A 15,113-nucleotide genomic window follows, 5' to 3' on the forward strand; every position below is an offset into this window, starting at 1 on the left:
TCATGAGGCTTCGAATACTTCTGTTCATCGGACTGGCTGTGCTATTGGTAAATTCCTGCATTGTTGCGGGCGCACAGTCAGATGAAACCGAATGGCTTGATGCTCAGGAGTATACTCTTTACTGGGGAGATGAAATAAATCATAGCGGGTACCTCATAACAGCATCTGATTTTTCCCCGGCTAAACCAACAGATGATGAAAATGATTACGTTATGCTCACCATATCAAGCATTTACCATGATTCGTGGGGTGCAATACTAGCTAATAATACGGGTATATCCAACAACACTGTTTTTGATGAGCGGCTTAACATAACAGCTATTGAAATTATTACTGGCAATGACATTCCTGTTCCATATGCTACTCTCAGTGTTGCTATTGCTAATTCAACGGGTTCTTTACCTGTGAAAATAAAATGGATGGATGCAACATTTGAATTTGAAGAGCGAATCAGCAATGAAGTGTATATTGATGAAAGGGCTTATTTTTCGCTGAAAATAAAGAACCTGAAAGAAATTCCTCTGGAATCGGTCAGTATCAGTAAGTTCATTCCACAGGAATTCGTCTTTGATCCGGACTCTGAGATACAATGGAACCTTTCATTCGATCCTTATGAGACAAAGACGCTGGAATATTCACTTAAGGCTTTGAAACCGGGAACTTATGAATTCAATGGTTCTCTGATTACAGTTGAATATAATGGAAGGATTTATTCCAAAGAACTGAATACTTCAGACCTGACAATTCATGGTCCATTCCTGAATATAAGTAAATCAGTGTCTACTGATAGTGTCGGCTTGCATGATCAGATCAATATAACCCTAAATGTTGCTAATGAAGGTGACAGGTCGGTTCGTTTAGCGGTTTCAGATCAACTGCCTATAGGTGCTGTTCTTATTTCCGGTGATACTGGAGTAAACAGTGTTCTCCATTCGGATAGTAGCATTTCATTAAGTTATTCAGTACGTATGGACAAGGCAGGAGATATTATCATACCTGCGGGCCAGGCAAAATTTGTTGACTCAAAGGAATATGAAGGAATAGTTTACTCGGAGAAACAGCTGATACATGTTCTGGATCCTGATGAAACAATATATGCCGAATCCTATGATGATTCAGCTTATTTTGATGAGACTTCGTATGATGGCGAATATCAGGATATAGGCGATATTTCAGAAACTGTTGCTGATGTAGCTGAAGAAGAAGAAGATCATGGGAAGTTACAGTTCTTGTATGACATTCTGGGTTCCATAACCGGATTCCTGAAGAATACTAAAGACAAAATACTATAAACTACTATGAATGTTATTCTTATAAATGATCTTTATTTTCTTTGTTCCACTTATACAATCAATAGGATGCTTCCATGACAATACCCAATAAACATGAAAAACATAGTACTTTGATCCTGACCCATGGGGATTCGGATGGTGTTTGTTCAGGTGCCATTGCAAAGAGTGCTTATCCTGATTCTGATGTTTATTTCACATCACCTCTGGGTATACTGGATGAGCTGCAGCTTGCAGATGGTTATAAGAATGTAATAATATGCGATATCGCCGTCGATGAGACTAAATGTGTCGACCTCTTCAGGCGGCTTGAAGAAATTGCGTCAAATTCCAATCTTACATATATCGATCATCATCCTTTGCCTGATAAATGTATAAGTGTGGACTGGATGTACCACGATCTGACGGTTTGTGCATCGGAGCTTACCTATAAGGTATTTGAAAAGAGACTTAGCCGGGATATGCGCAGGGTGGCCATATACGGTGCCATAGGGGATTACTATGATAACACTCCGTCTGTAAAAGAGTGGCTGCGTGATTGGGATAAGAGAAGTCTTTTCTTCCAGGCTGGAACGCTTATACAGGCACTTATCTATTCCGGAAGGAATTATGATTTCAAAAGGAAGCTACTTTTACCGCTTTCACATGATATTATCCCTACAGAGATTCCTAATGTGTTCAAATATGCAAAGGAAGGTGCAGATCTTGAGGAAAAGCTGCGTATCCATGTAAAGAAAGAGGTCAGGACTCTTGAGAACCTGGCATACGTGGTGGACCCTAACGGTTATATGTCAAAGTCTGCTATATACGCTGCTTCTTATGGAAGAAGGGATGTGGGTATTGCGGCCGAGTACAGGTATAAGAGAAATGCCTACGATATGAGTATGCGTTCGCGGGGTACAGTGGATCTTAATAAGCTCTTACGTCGGATAACCCCGCAATTCGGTGGCAGTGGTGGCGGTCATGCAGCTGCTGCAGGTGCGAGAGTACCAAAAGAATCTTTTGAAGCATTTCTCCGTGAGTTCAATAAGGCTATCGGAGAAGAAAAACGTAAGGTCAAAGTGGATTAATATGGCAAAAAAAATAGATGAATTTGAAGGTATTAATTTTGAGATACTCTTTGCAGGAAGATCGAACGTAGGTAAATCTTCCGTTTTAAAGCAGATAACAGGAAAGAACGTCAAAGTGGGCAAACGCCCGGGTGTGACACTAAAACCTACCCACATACGTTACTCTGACCTGCTGCTTACAGACCTTCCTGGTTTTGGCTTCATGAGCGGTGTGAAGGACCGCAAGCAGGATATTGTGAAAGACCAGATCGTACGATATATTGAGAATAATGCAGAAAGGATAAGTCTTGCAGTATTGGTTATTGACGGTGCGACTTTTCTCGATATTGTGCAGAGATGGGAAGAAAGGAACGAGATTCCTATTGATATCGAAATATTTGAGTTGTTCAAGGAGCTTGGTATCGATACGATCCTGGCGGTCAATAAGACTGACAAGATCGGTGATGGTGAACTCGATACGACCCTGGATAGGATATGTGATAAACTTGAAATGCTGCCACCATGGAAGCAGTGGATAGATTGTGTGGCTCCTACATGTGCCAAAAAAGGTGATCTTAAATCCCTGAAATCACTTATCAGGCAGAGATTGCATGATGTAAAAAGAGATGATCTGTTCCAGTATTTCTGAAATTCGAAGTTTACCTTATTCTGAAGGAAGCTCCAAGTTCAGTTGCTATTCTCTCACATTCATTGGTGTCAATATCCGGTTGGCTGACAACGGTCATACGGGTCTTGATACCCACATCAATCGCTTTTTTTGTAAAGTCCAGAAGTGCCCGGTATGAACCTTCAAAGACAGGTTTGCACAATTGGTTGTATTTTTCTTCAGATTCGGCGTTAAGACTAACAGAAACTGCATCAAGTCCGGCTTCTTTTAGTTCTGTGACAACATCCCTGCCAGGGTTCATGAGTGCTGCGTGGCCGTTGGTATCCAGCCTGACAAGGCTTCCTTTTTTGTGCAGCCAGTTGGTTATGTGAAGTACAGTATCAAATCTGCATGTCGGTTCGCCAAAGCCGGTAAAAACGATCTCATGATATTTAGTAAGGTCAAGACTTTCAAGCTCTTTTATAATCTCTTCTTCAGAGGGCTCTCTTGAAAGACGAAGATTGTAACCGTAAACTCCGTCGCAGATGTCGCGAATACAAAATACACAATTGGCACTGCATTGGTTTGTTATGTTCAGATAGAGGTTACCATATGCTTCATAGCAAATCGTATCCTTGAGCATAGGAATACTGTTGTCAGTGTCTGGCATTTATGTCCTCCTGTAGCTTTTATTTTGTCCAGTTGCCGTTTGGGATCATGTCGTAGTCGATTGCCGGTATTTTTTTAAGGAAATAGATAAGTGCTTCAATCCCCGCTTCAAGTTCTATTTCTTCCCTGAAGTACCATTCGCCTTCGTAATTATCCAGTATATCAAGGGTCTGTGGAGTTATATCGTAGACCTCACCATGTATGAATGATGGTGATGATTGCGATGATTTTTCATCTTTCAGGACGCCCGGGAAAAGTCCAAGATCAAGCATGGTGTATTTTTCGATTGTCCTTGTTGTGCAGATATATTTGGAACCATCCAATAACCGGTGGTTCGGATCTCCTTTTTTAAGGGTGCCGTAGACGAAGATGTACATTCAACTGAGTCCCACGTTCAGTTTTAATAATGTCTTCCTGACAGGTTCCGGAAGTTGTCCACACTGGATGGCTTTCATCTGTTCCGGAGTTATCATTTTGATGGCTGTGGACATAAGCCTGTCGGAAAGCATGAGCTTGTCCATTAGTTTGCGGACATAGACTGCAGTCTTTATCTCAAGTCCCATCTGCTGTCGCCATCGGGTCTCATAGTCCTGAAGCTGGCATTTACCTGCCAGGAATTCAGCAGCAGTCTCACCTGCAAGTTTGCCCCCGACCATTGCGGTTGATATGCCGCCTCCATTGGTTGCGATTATATGGCCGGCAGCATCTCCTGCCAGAAGTGTATTATGATTTGCAGTTACTTTTGGTGCTCCACCTACGGGCACGAGTCCTGCTACAACGGAAGTGATGGATGCTCCACTGAGCTTTTCACTGGCTATGGGGTGCTTGTACATGAAACGTTCCAGATAATCCCTGGCACAGAGGTGTTGTTCGAAAAGAGCTTCCCTGATGCCGACACCGATGTTTGCTGTGTCGCCTCCCTGGGAGATTATCCATGCGTATCCACCGGGGACATAATCTTTGCCGAAGTACATTTCCACAGCGTCTTTGTCTACGTCTACGCCAGCAAGCTCATATTCAAAGGCAATGCCCGTTCCCATGGGGTCATCATCACGCAACATGTTGTTGGCTTTTCCTACGATTGAGTTGGGACCGTCTGCTCCTATGATCACTTTGCCTTCTACTTCGAATTCGCCGAATGCTCCGTCCATGAAGAGTTTTGTGCCTTCTACTTCGGTGACATTTGTTCCGACAAGTATGTGTGCTCCGGCTTTACCTGCTTCTTTTGCGAGATGTTTGTCAAAGCGTCTTCTGTCAATGGCATCGGCATCCACATCAAAACCTTTGGATATGCCATTCGGAGCTATGAAACGCTGGTATGAGGCTGTTGCGTGTATGCAGTTTGAAGGGATCTCTTCAAGGGTGACAGGAAGTTCTGCATTAGGTACGAGTTCCTGCAGAATGGGATAATGGGGGAGGAAGCCTCCACATTGCAGTGGTACTCCTATGTCCTTTTTCTTTTCTATCAGGAGTACGGAGAGGTCTTTTTCAGCTGCGTACATGGCTGCTGTGGAGCCGGCTGGCCCAGCACCCACAATGATTATGTCATATGAGTCTTCAGGTTTCATGTCTGTTTTTTGGGTTGATTAGATAAGAGTGTTTTACAGGGTGATATTGCACCCGCGGGTCTTTTGCCTATGGCTCAATATACTTATCAAGAACCACATTCTATTAGATATATCTAACTATTATCTAATATTATCCATTATGGTGAGAGATATGATAAGGGAACACAGGAACAATGTCTGGGTAATACGTACAGGTTATTGCGGTCAGCAGGAGGCTGCTTGTCTTGAGAATGGCTATGTCTCGTTTGACCTGAACCTGCATATCACTGACCTGTTCGGGAAGGAATTGCTGGAGATGAAGAACCAGCCACAAGATTATAAAAGGTATCTGCATTTCGGGGATAAGTATAGGGATTTTGACCAGAGGTTCAGGAAAGAGTTCGAGGATGCCCTTAAGAATGTCGATTATTCTGCTGACAGGCCTGAGGTAGTAAAGAAGATGAAGCGGCTTAACAGCAAGCTGAAGCAGTTCGATGAGGAGGTTAAGCAGTTCGATGCTACCATGCGGAAGTTTGATGATTTTGAGAGGCTGGAACAGATGAAAAAAGCCCTGGTCACCAGGCTTAGTTCTCCTCCTATAAACCTGCTTGAAAGCTGGGCAAAGGATGTGCTTCACTTTACCAATGATATAAGGATCTATGATCTTGTTGTACTACCCATCATGTCTGAACAAAAGGTGGCAATTGGCAGGGTAAAGGATCATTACCAGTATCGTGAGGGAAAAGGTGTTCTGAGTCATCACAGAAGGGTTGACTGGCATGATACGAGGGTTCCTATTGAGAATATGTTCTTCGGTTTTGAAAAGATACTGGAATCGGATTCATCTATTACGCTTCTTGATGGTGATGAGCGGGAGTTTGTCTTGGGTATTGTCATTGATGATACTTTTTAATCTTTTTTTGTGATTTGCTGGCAAAAGATTCTTAAAGACATATGAGTATAGCGTGCAGGTAATTCAATTCATAGATTTTATCAATGAATCTGACTATTAATCTAATAACTAATACTGAGTTGATCGATTTGGCAATTGAGAAAGGCGATTTCATAAAAATAAACTATACCGGTAAGTTCAATGAAGGACAGATCTTTGACACAACCGATGAACAGCTTGCAAAGGACAATGGCATCTACAATCCACGCGGTGTTTACGGTGGAGATGTTGTAATTGTTGGCTCCGGCCACACTATTAAGGGTCTTGATGAGGATTTCGTTGGTAAGGAAGTCGGATATACCGGTTCCATTACAATAGCTCCTGAGAAGGCATTCGGTCCACACAATCCTGCTCTTGTTGAGACAGTTTCCATTACAAAGCTCACTGAGCAGTTCAAGGACCAGAGGCCATACCAGGGAATGCCTGTGGAACTTAACGGAAGGCGCGGTGTCATTGTACAGATCATTGGCCGCAGGGTACGCGTAGACCTCAACCATGCTCTTGCAGGTAAGGAAGTCGAGTACGAGTACACCATCGAAGAGAAGATCGAGGACAAGATCGCTAAGGCACAGGGCCTTCTTTCACTCTACACCGGAATGCCTGAGATCGAGATAGAAGTAACTGATGATGTTATCAGAGTATTCACTCCTATCGAGCTCGGATTCAACCAGAGATGGATGGTCTCAAAGCTTACCATCGCAAGCGAACTTATTGACAAGCTCGGCATTCCTAACCTGGAATACGTCGAGAAGCACCCATACGTTCCTCCAACCGCTGTGACAGAGGCAGAAGCCCCTGAAGCTCCTGCAGAGGAAGAAAAAGCTGAAGCAACAGAGGAATAATCTTCCTCTTTTCCCTTCACTTATATATCCCCTCCACATAAATTACATAATTTACTAAAAATCTCTCTCAAAATCAAAGACAATTACTGTCAATATCGATTTTGAATCAAAACCCTTATATCTTAGGTCGCTATTAAGATACCATCCGACATGCTGAGGTAGCCAAGTGGACTACGGCGCCGGTCTTGAAAACCGGTAGTGCTAACGCGCTGCAAGAGTTCGAATCTCTTCCTCAGCGTTATACTCGTTGTTCAGAGCCCCACACTTTCACCGTGCTTACAAAAACCCATTATATATGGGAGTGGAAGTGTGACTCATGGAATTATACGACTATAACAAAAAGATTGCCAATGCTGAAAATCTTATTTTGAATTCTCCTTACTCTGAAAAGAACAAAGAGCTTATCTTCGAGTTTGTAAATGTGCTCTATGCAGAAGGCATATCAACTGCTCGCGTTTTGAAATATCTTAGTTCTCTCCATAATCTGTCAAAGTGGTTCAATAAACCTTTTCCGGAAATTACCAAAACAGATGTTTATAAATTGGTAGGTGATCTGGAAAGGTCCGATCGTAGTGTTTGGACCAAACGAGACTATCGCGTTGTTTTGAAAAGGTTCTTTAGATGGATGAACAATGACAAAGATCCAGAGATTACTGCATGGATCTCTACAAATGTCAAGCAAAAAGACCGTAAGATGCCTGAAGAACTACTCACTGAAGAAGAAGTCAAGAAAATGCTCGAGGTTGCAGAGCACCCTAGGGATGCTGCAATTGTAGCTGTTTGGTATGATTCTGGGGGACGTGTTGGTGAGAATGGTACTCGCAGCATCAAACATATTGGATTTGATCAATATGGTTCCTACGAGATTGTAAAAGGCAAAACAGGAATGCGTAGAGTTAGATTGGTTATGTCAACTCCTTACATTGCAGCATGGCTTTCAATTCATCCGATGAAAAATGATCCAGAGGCCCCTCTTTGGGTAAACATCGGTAGACATTCTCATGGAAAACCAATGAAATATGATGCAATCCGGATGGTTCTCAAAAGATTGGCTAAAAAAGCAGGAATAAAAAAGCGAGTATATCCTCATCTTTTCAGACATACAAGAGCCACAGAATTAGCAAACCATCTTACCCAAGCACAAATGGAATCCCATCTTGGATGGATACATGGATCGGATATGCCTGGAACATACATTCATTTGTCCGGTCAACAAGTGGATGATGCTATATTGAGTATATATGGATTGGTTAAAGACGAAGATAGAAAGCCGATACTTACATCTGTGAACTGTCCACGTTGCAAGACCATGAATGGGCCAACATCCGATTTCTGCTGTAGTTGTGGAATGGCACTCAATGCATCTGCAGCAACTAATATCGATGACATGCAACAGTTGGGTATGCAGTTGCTTCTTGAAATAGGAGCAAAGGATCCAAAGGATGTCCGGGAGTTGCAGGGATATCTGGGTAAATTGAAGGAAGTGTTGTCTGACAACAGCTCAGCTTCAATAAGTGACGAGTAGATTCACGTGAGCTATGGGTCTGTAGTGGATTCTATGTATGTGTCTCCTTGATTGAATATTTGCACTTCCCGTTCCGTCCCCTGTGCGATTTCTAAAGGTACAGATTTTTGTCCTCTTATGCCTTCACCACGCTGGCTGTTCCTATCCTGTCGTCCGTGGTCAGGTAGTCCGCTGGCGAATATCTGAGCCCGGTCTTTATGTCTGCAATTCCACCACCACCACCTGCTGCAATGGCCATAAGTTCTGTGTACCAAGCCGTGCCGGTGCTCTGTGCCGGTGCTACGATGGTGGCCATATTATCCCTTGCCGTTTCCCCTGCGATCGACCCAGCGGTTGCCTGGATGTCTATAAATTCATGTATTGTCGCCGCTACTATGCTGGCCGATGTTCTGGTGGTCTGATGCAGGCCATATTGTGAAATATCGACGGCCGCTTGGCTCATTGAATTGGCGAGAAGATGTGGGATATCCTCCTCGTCTAATATTTCGGCTATTATAAACGACCTAGAGCTTGCTTGGATAGATATCCCGGCGGACATTTCGTAGTCGATGCTTGCCTGGGCGGCTATTTCCACGCTCGTCGTTTCGTCAGGGTTTATGGTGCTGCCGATGGCCCCGGCTGTGGTTGCAACGGTGCCTATTGTCACCGCTGTCGTGTCGACGCTGGCCAAACTGCCAGACGTGGCTGAAATGGAGTCGATGGTTGGTGTCGGTGCCGGGGTTAGTGCGATTACTGTACCGTTAAATCCTCTATCATATTTTTTAGGGGTTACATTTGCGGTCCCGGTTGATCCTGCCGGGTCGACAATGCTGTCACCCACGCCTATCGTCAGCGATATTCCGTAAGAATCCGAGCCGGTTCCAGCTGTTGCATCGTCTACGGCTTCGGTGACCGTCATATTTTGGGAGGTCCAGCCGCTGTAGGTGTAGTTGTCATTTGCTGCAACGACCCACAATGGCTTACAACCGTCCACGGTGGTGGTCTGCCCACCAATTGTTAGCGGTGAGGCCGAGCCTATTGCTGGCCAGTGTTGAAAAACGTTAATAGGGGCCGATGGGTTTATGCCCCTAAAGGCAATAACCTGGCCGATCGAGCTCGATCCACCTCCATAAAATTCAGGGGCTGTTTCGTCTGATGTTGCTATTTTCCAGGATATCTTTATCCAGCACGAAACCTCACCGGTCCCGTACACCGTCGCTACAAATGTCGTCCACCCGGAAGGGGTGGCGTTATGGGTTTGTTTCGCTAATTGGAACAATAACAACAGATCCCCTTCCTGCCAGCCTGCAGGCAAGCCTGGGGATAGGGTTACTGCGTATCCGTCCGCGAACGTGCCAGTGCCTATGTAGGAAACACTTGCCATTCAATCCCCAGGGGTTTAGACTCTCTGCTGGGTGTGCGTGACGGTAATTGTGACACTCTCTCCGTCAACGTAGTTCTTGTCCGCGGTCAGAACATTTCTGATAAGCATGTCATCGCTCGCGTTAAATATGGCGATTTCCCTTATTGTAACGGCTCCGGTGAAGTTGAAGGTGTGAACCCATTTGGTGACCCCAGTTGCCTCGGTTGCCGGCGCTGTTATCGTCCCCGCTACGTCCCTGGCCGAACCGTTCAGTGTGTTCTCTGACCCTAGGGCGGTGTCGGTGGTTGCTTCTGCTGTGCTGCTGCTGCCTGTCGCCATGTAGGTAAAATCGGAGGCGATGAGGTTTGCGACCCTGTCGAGTCCTGCATCTGGTATTGTTGTCATTTATTTTCCTCCTGTGGTCTTTTCGTTGTCTCTGTGCCATCCGGGTGGATGGTCGTGATCTCTGTTACTTTTCCGGTATTGTCTATTCTCTTCAATTCGATAGTGTATTCACTTCCTGTTCTTGGATTCTTCATGATGTCTCCCTCTGGAATGTGATCGTGTACGTGTATTTTCCGCTACCCCATAGCACTTCTTTGTAGGAAAACGGGGGTGTGATGTAACAATTGGTGATGTTTTCTAAACCATCTGTCAGGGTTCCCTTGATCCCGATCTTCGCTAATAGTGCTGTGATTTCGGACAAACTTTCGGTGTAGCATTCGTAGGTCCTGGAAAATCTCTGCTCGCTGCTTGCTTGTATGGATACCTTGCCTGACAGAAGGGTGGTTGCATTAAATTCGAAATCTATTATCTTCTCAGGAATAAGCCTTGGACTAAAGGGAATGCCATCGAACGTCGTTGCCATTTACATCCCTCTCTGCACTCTTTTTTGTGCACTTTGGCGTGTCATATCCTGCATGAATTTCTCGAATGGATAATCTGCAGACAGGGTGACGTTCTGGATCACAAACTCGTCTCCTGCATATGTGTTGTTAGTGGTGTTGTTGCTTGTACTGAATGTTCCAACCGCATTGTTAAGACCCGACGCCAGCATGCTATCCATCTTTCCAACGGACTTTTTTAGAGGGGATACAAAGAATGCATCCCAGTTCGGAAGTTCTGACAATGGTCCAATCTCAGCAGGACTATGAGGAAGATATCTGGAAATGCCTGAAAACGCATCCGATACAGTGGTTGTCAAAGGATTCACCATTGACTTTATCCCGTTGATGAAGTTCTGTATCAATTCCTTTCCTGAAAGGTAGAAACTGCTACCTGCTGATGAGAATATGTTCAGTATAGGTTCCAGTGTATCTAATATAATAGAATACAGAAGATCCATGCTGTTCTGGACGATATTCTGCAATGTCTGCCATGCACCTGCCCAATCACCCGTGAGTACCTGTGCAAACAATAGAATTAGGTTGAGCACCTGACCGAGCACGTATTCAAATGTTTTCAGAATCAGAGGCATCCAGACCATTACATTATCGACCACATACTCTGCAATGTATGAAATTAATGTTCCAAGGACGGACACAATAACAGCTACTGCAGATGTGATCGTATCTCCATTTGCTGCCCACCAGTCACTTATCCTATTCATGGCACTGGACACAAATTCCTGCACAATGGGAATAAGAGGTTCAACCGCAGTACGGATGTTTGCCAGTGTATCCATTACCACTGGAGATACTTTGTCCCAGCTCTTCCATATCAGAATAGCACCCAGTGCAAGAGCAGCAATTGCTATTCCCACAGGACCTGTAACGACTGCAATCAAACCACTCAAAGATCCAGCCAGACCGGCACCACCGAGGAAGGTTGTTATTGTTCCGATGGCACTGATGGCAGAGCCTGCTACTATCAGTACGGGACCAATAGCAGCAGCTATTGCAGCTATTGCTACAACAACCTTGAGTATTGGTTCTGGGATTCCTGATACAAGATTCAAAACCCCAGTGAAGGCATCGACCAGTGGCATAAGGCCTTCAGCAATCACATCTCCAAAGGTTATCATGACATCTTGAAGTGCGGATTTGAGTTCCCGTATAGCTCCTCCGGGTCCACCTTCCATCTCCTCTGCCATTTTAGCTGCAGCACCAGCGGAGTTCTCCAGCAGTTTTGTCTGATTATAGATGGCATCTGACCCAACAGATAACAATGCAACCATACCAGGTCCTGCTTCCTGACCAAACAGTGCCATTGCATCTGCTGTGGACAGACCAACATTGCTCAGTGTTTTGATAATATCAGTGAAGGACTGCGTAGTTGGATCCACATCTGCAAGTGTTAGCTGGTATTTCTCCAGCACTCCGGCAACTTCAGTGGTTGGATCTGCAAGCCTTGTCAAAGCCCCTCTTAATGCAGTACCTGCACGACTTCCCTGGACACCGGCGTCTGACATTTTTCCGATGATGGCAGCAGTCTCTTCCATGGATATCCCCATTGCAGCAGCAAGGGGAGCAACATAGGACATTGCCTGACCAAGTTGAGTGATATCAGTATTAGAGGAAGCAGATGCTTTGGCAAGGACATCTGCTACCCTTCCGGCTTCACTCGCCTGCAGATTAAAACCAGTAAGTACATTTGATGCGATATCTGAAGCAGTACCAAGGTCAATGGCTCCTGCTGCAGCAAGGCTAAGCATATCATCGATGGATTCCATTACCTCTGAAGTGGAGAAACCCGCCATCGCAAGATACTGCATACCTTCGGCAGCTTCACTTGCAGAGAAACGGGTCGTTCGGCCAAGTTCCCTGGCAAGGTCTGTCATCTGCTTGAACTCATCGCCAGTAGCTCCTGATATGGCTTTGACCTTTCTCATGGAATCATCGAAAGAGGAAGCTGTATGAAATGCCACGGCTCCAAGACCCAGAACAGGAGCAGTAACATATGTGGAGAGTGTTTTTCCGGCAGAGGTCATCTGCTTGCCAGTTTCCTGGAACTTTTTTCCCATCTGGCTGGCCTGTGAACTCACCTCATCAAATGCTTTCTTGATCTGGCTCACGTCTCCGATGATCGAAACAATGAGTTCACCGATGGAAGTCATTTTCACCCTCTTTTTATCTTGTTACCGTACAGCTCGTAGAATCGTTTCATGTCTGGTTTATCGCCAGAATCCGTTTCTGACACTTTTTCCTGTCCACTCAAAGCCTCTCCAAGCACACCCCAGAAAACCCTGGCCTGCATCTCAACTGCCTGTATTCCTTTTTCGTAATAGAGCATGACCTGGTCCGTGGACATGTGGTCCAGAAGATGATCAGGACTGGCCCATGAATACATGATTCCCATCTGGGCAAATATGTCCCCGATGGTCACTGACAGTTTTTTTCAGTATCCTCTGCAGGCTTGATCTCCTCCAGTTTCTGGATGATCGGTTCCAGGACGAACTTTGAGAACTCAACAAGGGTGAACATATCCACATTATCCATGAGCCAGTCTGCGGTTATCTTTGGATTTGAACGCTGACAGGCAGTTGCAACCACCTCGACAAAACTCTCGATGTTCTTGCCGTTCTCGAGATTTTGTATCTTCTCCGGAGAGTCTGTCATATCGATGAGCTTCAGGGTTGCACGTGTTGAGAATACTGAAACATCAACTTCTTTTCCTCCTATCCTTGCAAAACGCTTCACTGGTGCAATAGTATCGAAATCCTTCATGATATCAGAGCTCATGTTCAGACCCCCTGCTCATCGTAGATCTCATACAGCTGGTCACCTGCTGTTCTGCTAACATCCAGCACTCCTTTCATCTTCAGATGTGGCATTGCAGGATCGTCTCCATCGTCTGCAGGGAACTCGATGTTCTGGCCTTCGTTGACCGTGGCCTTGTAGAGTGTGATGCGGAATATCTTATCGTTCTCATCGGTATTGGTGATGCGAACCACACGATCTGATATCGTGGTCTTACCACCGCTTGTAAGAGTGGCAGCAGAGCTGGGAGTATAGGAATAGTCCACCTTGACACCTTCACCGTCAGAGATGACAGTAGAATCTGATATCCTGGCAATGCAGGTGTACCCATCGCTGTCGACTGCTACAACGTAGTCGGTGTTCCTGACGGCTGCATTGTCTGATGCATCTGTAACCACAATGCTGGAAACTTCAGTCCCATCTCCATTCATGTGATCGAGCTTTACAAAATCAGTGCCTTCAAGAGTGTGTGTTTCATCGGTCACAGATACAGGTGTTCCTGCAACCGTGGAATATGTGTCCAAGTCACCTCTTATGGTGTTTAGGTTTTCCAGGTCCACTTCCATCATGTCACATTCAATGTATGCAACATGTTCCTTGATGCCAACCTTTACGATTCCAGCATTATCGGATTTTACCTCGACATCTTCCCATTCTTCCTTGAACACTGCATTACGGATGGCGCCGATATTGACAAGCGATCCGATGGTTGTGCCTATCTCCAGTTTTCCTGAACCGAACCGGATGGCATTTGAGTTCTGTACGGTTGTTTGTGCCATGTTATTACCTCATGTGTATGATCTTGAAATCTATCGGAATGTGAAAAATACCAGAACCATCCTCTATAGCATCATGCGAATCAAGGTACGCTATTTGCTTGATGAGATTCCCATCAGCCACACCTTTGTACCGGTTCAAACAGTCGATAACGGCATTAGATAACTGCTGTACCTGGGCATATGTCTCGGACCAGCAGGAGAACTGATACCTTGGAGTTGCAAAACCGGTCACATGGTCGATTGGATTGCTAATCTTGTGGATGGATATCGCTGGCATTTGGCAATCAAGCGGTAATCTCAGCGGATATATCCTGTCGCTGACAAGATCTGTCACTGAAGTGTCCTGCAATAGCAGATTTCGAAGAGCTCCATGAACAGACGTCATTTGTACTTCCTGATCACCTGCTGAAGCTTGAGGTTGATCGCCGTTTTGATCTCGTCGGTGTTCTCATCCAGAGCAGGTCGGAGGAACGGTCGTGGTTGTTGATGGTATCTCCGTCCTAGGGAATCGGTATCATTGAATCCTTTTTCAAGACGCATTGCATAGTTCATGGTGGAGCCGACCATCACCTCACATCTTTCGTTCGACTTTTCAACAGATACAGGGTTGACCTCTGCGAGATTGCGGAACAGGTTACCTGTTATCCTGTGTGGGAAATCATCCCCTCCCTTTCTGGAATTCTCCTGGGCAGCCCTTACAACAACATCTCCTCCTGCAAGCACACCCTCCTCAAGGACGTCGGCAATGTCCTTACCCAGTTCCTGCAGGTTCTTCTGCAGCTTTTCAATTCCTCTGACTTTGAACTGGAACATA

At 45.2% G+C, this 15,113-nt stretch carries 19 protein-coding genes and 1 tRNA gene; 7 read left to right on the forward strand and 13 right to left on the reverse strand.

All coding sequences use genetic code 11. From position 1 onward, the window contains the following. Positions 1 to 2: 2 nt before the first annotated feature. The 3 genes from RE476_RS02575 (at position 3) to engB (ending at position 2,987) form a co-directional block, all read left to right on the forward strand. A complete protein-coding gene (locus RE476_RS02575; protein WP_309308839.1) occupies positions 3 to 1,292 on the forward strand; it encodes a COG1361 family protein in 1,290 nt (429 codons plus the stop codon). 74 nt (positions 1,293 to 1,366) lie between these two features. Beyond that, positions 1,367 to 2,359: a DHHA1 domain-containing protein gene (locus RE476_RS02580; RefSeq protein ID WP_309308840.1), complete on the forward strand. Its 993-nt coding sequence runs from the start codon at positions 1,367 to 1,369 to the stop codon at positions 2,357 to 2,359. A 1-nt stretch (position 2,360) separates the two neighbouring features. Further along, positions 2,361 to 2,987: a GTP-binding protein EngB gene (gene engB, locus RE476_RS02585; RefSeq protein WP_309308841.1), complete on the forward strand. Its 627-nt coding sequence runs from the start codon at positions 2,361 to 2,363 to the stop codon at positions 2,985 to 2,987. Between the two features lie 10 nt (positions 2,988 to 2,997). On the opposite strand, the gene RE476_RS02590 is transcribed toward engB, so the two are convergent. Genes RE476_RS02590 through RE476_RS02600 form a run of 3 tightly spaced genes read right to left on the reverse strand, consistent with a single transcriptional unit; the run spans position 2,998 to position 5,182 of the window. Beyond that, complete coding sequence (locus RE476_RS02590; protein ID WP_309308842.1) at positions 2,998 to 3,615, reverse strand: TatD family nuclease-associated radical SAM protein; 618 nt, start codon at positions 3,613 to 3,615, stop codon at positions 2,998 to 3,000. 19 nt (positions 3,616 to 3,634) lie between these two features. Beyond that, positions 3,635 to 3,991, reverse strand: a complete 357-nt coding sequence (locus tag RE476_RS02595; RefSeq protein ID WP_309308843.1) for a gamma-glutamylcyclotransferase family protein — start codon at positions 3,989 to 3,991, stop codon at positions 3,635 to 3,637. Then, entirely contained in the window at positions 3,992 to 5,182 is a 1,191-nt protein-coding gene (locus RE476_RS02600) for a geranylgeranyl reductase family protein (protein WP_309308844.1), read from the reverse strand. Between the two features lie 139 nt (positions 5,183 to 5,321). Between RE476_RS02600 and RE476_RS02605 the strand changes: the two genes are divergently transcribed. The 4 genes from RE476_RS02605 (at position 5,322) to RE476_RS02620 (ending at position 8,480) form a co-directional block, all read left to right on the forward strand. After that, the gene (locus RE476_RS02605; protein WP_309308845.1) at positions 5,322 to 6,074 is read left to right on the forward strand and encodes a hypothetical protein; all 753 of its coding nucleotides are present in this window, start codon (positions 5,322 to 5,324) and stop codon (positions 6,072 to 6,074) included. A gap of 128 nt (positions 6,075 to 6,202) precedes the next feature. After that, the gene (locus RE476_RS02610; RefSeq protein WP_309308846.1) at positions 6,203 to 6,955 is read left to right on the forward strand and encodes an FKBP-type peptidyl-prolyl cis-trans isomerase; all 753 of its coding nucleotides are present in this window, start codon (positions 6,203 to 6,205) and stop codon (positions 6,953 to 6,955) included. Between the two features lie 152 nt (positions 6,956 to 7,107). Further along, a tRNA-Ser gene (locus RE476_RS02615) sits at positions 7,108 to 7,193 on the forward strand. A gap of 78 nt (positions 7,194 to 7,271) precedes the next feature. Then, on the forward strand, positions 7,272 to 8,480 hold the full coding sequence (locus tag RE476_RS02620) for a tyrosine-type recombinase/integrase (RefSeq protein ID WP_309308847.1): 1,209 nt from the start codon (positions 7,272 to 7,274) through the stop codon (positions 8,478 to 8,480). A gap of 115 nt (positions 8,481 to 8,595) precedes the next feature. On the opposite strand, the gene RE476_RS02625 is transcribed toward RE476_RS02620, so the two are convergent. Genes RE476_RS02625 through RE476_RS02670 form a run of 10 tightly spaced genes read right to left on the reverse strand, consistent with a single transcriptional unit; the run spans position 8,596 to position 15,112 of the window. Beyond that, positions 8,596 to 9,843, reverse strand: coding sequence for a hypothetical protein (locus RE476_RS02625; protein WP_309308848.1), 1,248 nt, complete (start codon positions 9,841 to 9,843; stop codon positions 8,596 to 8,598). A gap of 15 nt (positions 9,844 to 9,858) precedes the next feature. Beyond that, positions 9,859 to 10,227: a hypothetical protein gene (locus tag RE476_RS02630; RefSeq protein WP_309308849.1), complete on the reverse strand. Its 369-nt coding sequence runs from the start codon at positions 10,225 to 10,227 to the stop codon at positions 9,859 to 9,861. After that, positions 10,224 to 10,361, reverse strand: coding sequence for a hypothetical protein (locus RE476_RS02635; protein WP_309308850.1), 138 nt, complete (start codon positions 10,359 to 10,361; stop codon positions 10,224 to 10,226). The genes RE476_RS02630 and RE476_RS02635 overlap by 4 nt, the downstream gene beginning before the upstream one ends. Next, positions 10,358 to 10,690, reverse strand: coding sequence for a hypothetical protein (locus RE476_RS02640; protein WP_309308851.1), 333 nt, complete (start codon positions 10,688 to 10,690; stop codon positions 10,358 to 10,360). Before RE476_RS02640 ends, RE476_RS02635 begins: the two co-directional genes overlap by 4 nt. Further along, positions 10,691 to 12,877, reverse strand: coding sequence for a phage tail tape measure protein (locus RE476_RS02645; protein WP_309308852.1), 2,187 nt, complete (start codon positions 12,875 to 12,877; stop codon positions 10,691 to 10,693). Positions 12,878 to 12,879: 2 nt separating this feature from the next. Next, entirely contained in the window at positions 12,880 to 13,146 is a 267-nt protein-coding gene (locus tag RE476_RS02650; protein WP_309308853.1) for a hypothetical protein, read from the reverse strand. Continuing rightward, on the reverse strand, positions 13,143 to 13,502 hold the full coding sequence (locus RE476_RS02655; protein ID WP_309308854.1) for a hypothetical protein: 360 nt from the start codon (positions 13,500 to 13,502) through the stop codon (positions 13,143 to 13,145). The genes RE476_RS02650 and RE476_RS02655 overlap by 4 nt, the downstream gene beginning before the upstream one ends. Positions 13,503 to 13,504: 2 nt before the next feature. Continuing rightward, the gene (locus RE476_RS02660) at positions 13,505 to 14,299 is read right to left on the reverse strand and encodes a hypothetical protein (protein ID WP_309308855.1); all 795 of its coding nucleotides are present in this window, start codon (positions 14,297 to 14,299) and stop codon (positions 13,505 to 13,507) included. 4 nt (positions 14,300 to 14,303) lie between these two features. Beyond that, a complete protein-coding gene (gene gp17, locus RE476_RS02665) occupies positions 14,304 to 14,684 on the reverse strand; it encodes a tail completion protein gp17 (RefSeq protein ID WP_309308856.1) in 381 nt (126 codons plus the stop codon). Next, positions 14,681 to 15,112 carry an HK97-gp10 family putative phage morphogenesis protein gene (locus RE476_RS02670; RefSeq protein WP_309308857.1) on the reverse strand — a complete coding sequence of 144 codons (432 nt, stop codon included), beginning with the start codon at positions 15,110 to 15,112 and terminating at the stop codon, positions 14,681 to 14,683. The genes gp17 and RE476_RS02670 overlap by 4 nt, the downstream gene beginning before the upstream one ends. Position 15,113 lies beyond the last annotated feature (1 nt).

The sequence above is a fragment of the Methanolobus mangrovi genome (assembly GCF_031312535.1).
Taxonomy (GTDB): Archaea; Halobacteriota; Methanosarcinia; order Methanosarcinales; family Methanosarcinaceae; genus Methanolobus; species Methanolobus mangrovi.

Coding starts and splice junctions, on each gene's coding strand:
- RE476_RS02575 (WP_309308839.1), top strand. CDS start 3: ATGAGGCTTCGAATACTTCTGTTCATCGGACTGGCTGTGCTATTGGTA.
- RE476_RS02580 (WP_309308840.1), top strand. CDS start 1,367: ATGACAATACCCAATAAACATGAAAAACATAGTACTTTGATCCTGACC.
- engB (WP_309308841.1), top strand. CDS start 2,361: ATGGCAAAAAAAATAGATGAATTTGAAGGTATTAATTTTGAGATACTC.
- RE476_RS02590 (WP_309308842.1), bottom strand. CDS start 3,615: ATGCCAGACACTGACAACAGTATTCCTATGCTCAAGGATACGATTTGC.
- RE476_RS02595 (WP_309308843.1), bottom strand. CDS start 3,991: ATGTACATCTTCGTCTACGGCACCCTTAAAAAAGGAGATCCGAACCAC.
- RE476_RS02600 (WP_309308844.1), bottom strand. CDS start 5,182: ATGAAACCTGAAGACTCATATGACATAATCATTGTGGGTGCTGGGCCA.
- RE476_RS02605 (WP_309308845.1), top strand. CDS start 5,322: ATGGTGAGAGATATGATAAGGGAACACAGGAACAATGTCTGGGTAATA.
- RE476_RS02620 (WP_309308847.1), top strand. CDS start 7,272: ATGGAATTATACGACTATAACAAAAAGATTGCCAATGCTGAAAATCTT.
- RE476_RS02625 (WP_309308848.1), bottom strand. CDS start 9,843: ATGGCAAGTGTTTCCTACATAGGCACTGGCACGTTCGCGGACGGATAC.
- RE476_RS02630 (WP_309308849.1), bottom strand. CDS start 10,227: ATGACAACAATACCAGATGCAGGACTCGACAGGGTCGCAAACCTCATC.
- RE476_RS02635 (WP_309308850.1), bottom strand. CDS start 10,361: ATGAAGAATCCAAGAACAGGAAGTGAATACACTATCGAATTGAAGAGA.
- RE476_RS02640 (WP_309308851.1), bottom strand. CDS start 10,690: ATGGCAACGACGTTCGATGGCATTCCCTTTAGTCCAAGGCTTATTCCT.
- RE476_RS02645 (WP_309308852.1), bottom strand. CDS start 12,877: ATGACTTCCATCGGTGAACTCATTGTTTCGATCATCGGAGACGTGAGC.
- RE476_RS02655 (WP_309308854.1), bottom strand. CDS start 13,502: ATGAGCTCTGATATCATGAAGGATTTCGATACTATTGCACCAGTGAAG.
- RE476_RS02660 (WP_309308855.1), bottom strand. CDS start 14,299: ATGGCACAAACAACCGTACAGAACTCAAATGCCATCCGGTTCGGTTCA.
- gp17 (WP_309308856.1), bottom strand. CDS start 14,684: ATGACGTCTGTTCATGGAGCTCTTCGAAATCTGCTATTGCAGGACACT.
- RE476_RS02670 (WP_309308857.1), bottom strand. CDS start 15,112: ATGTTCCAGTTCAAAGTCAGAGGAATTGAAAAGCTGCAGAAGAACCTG.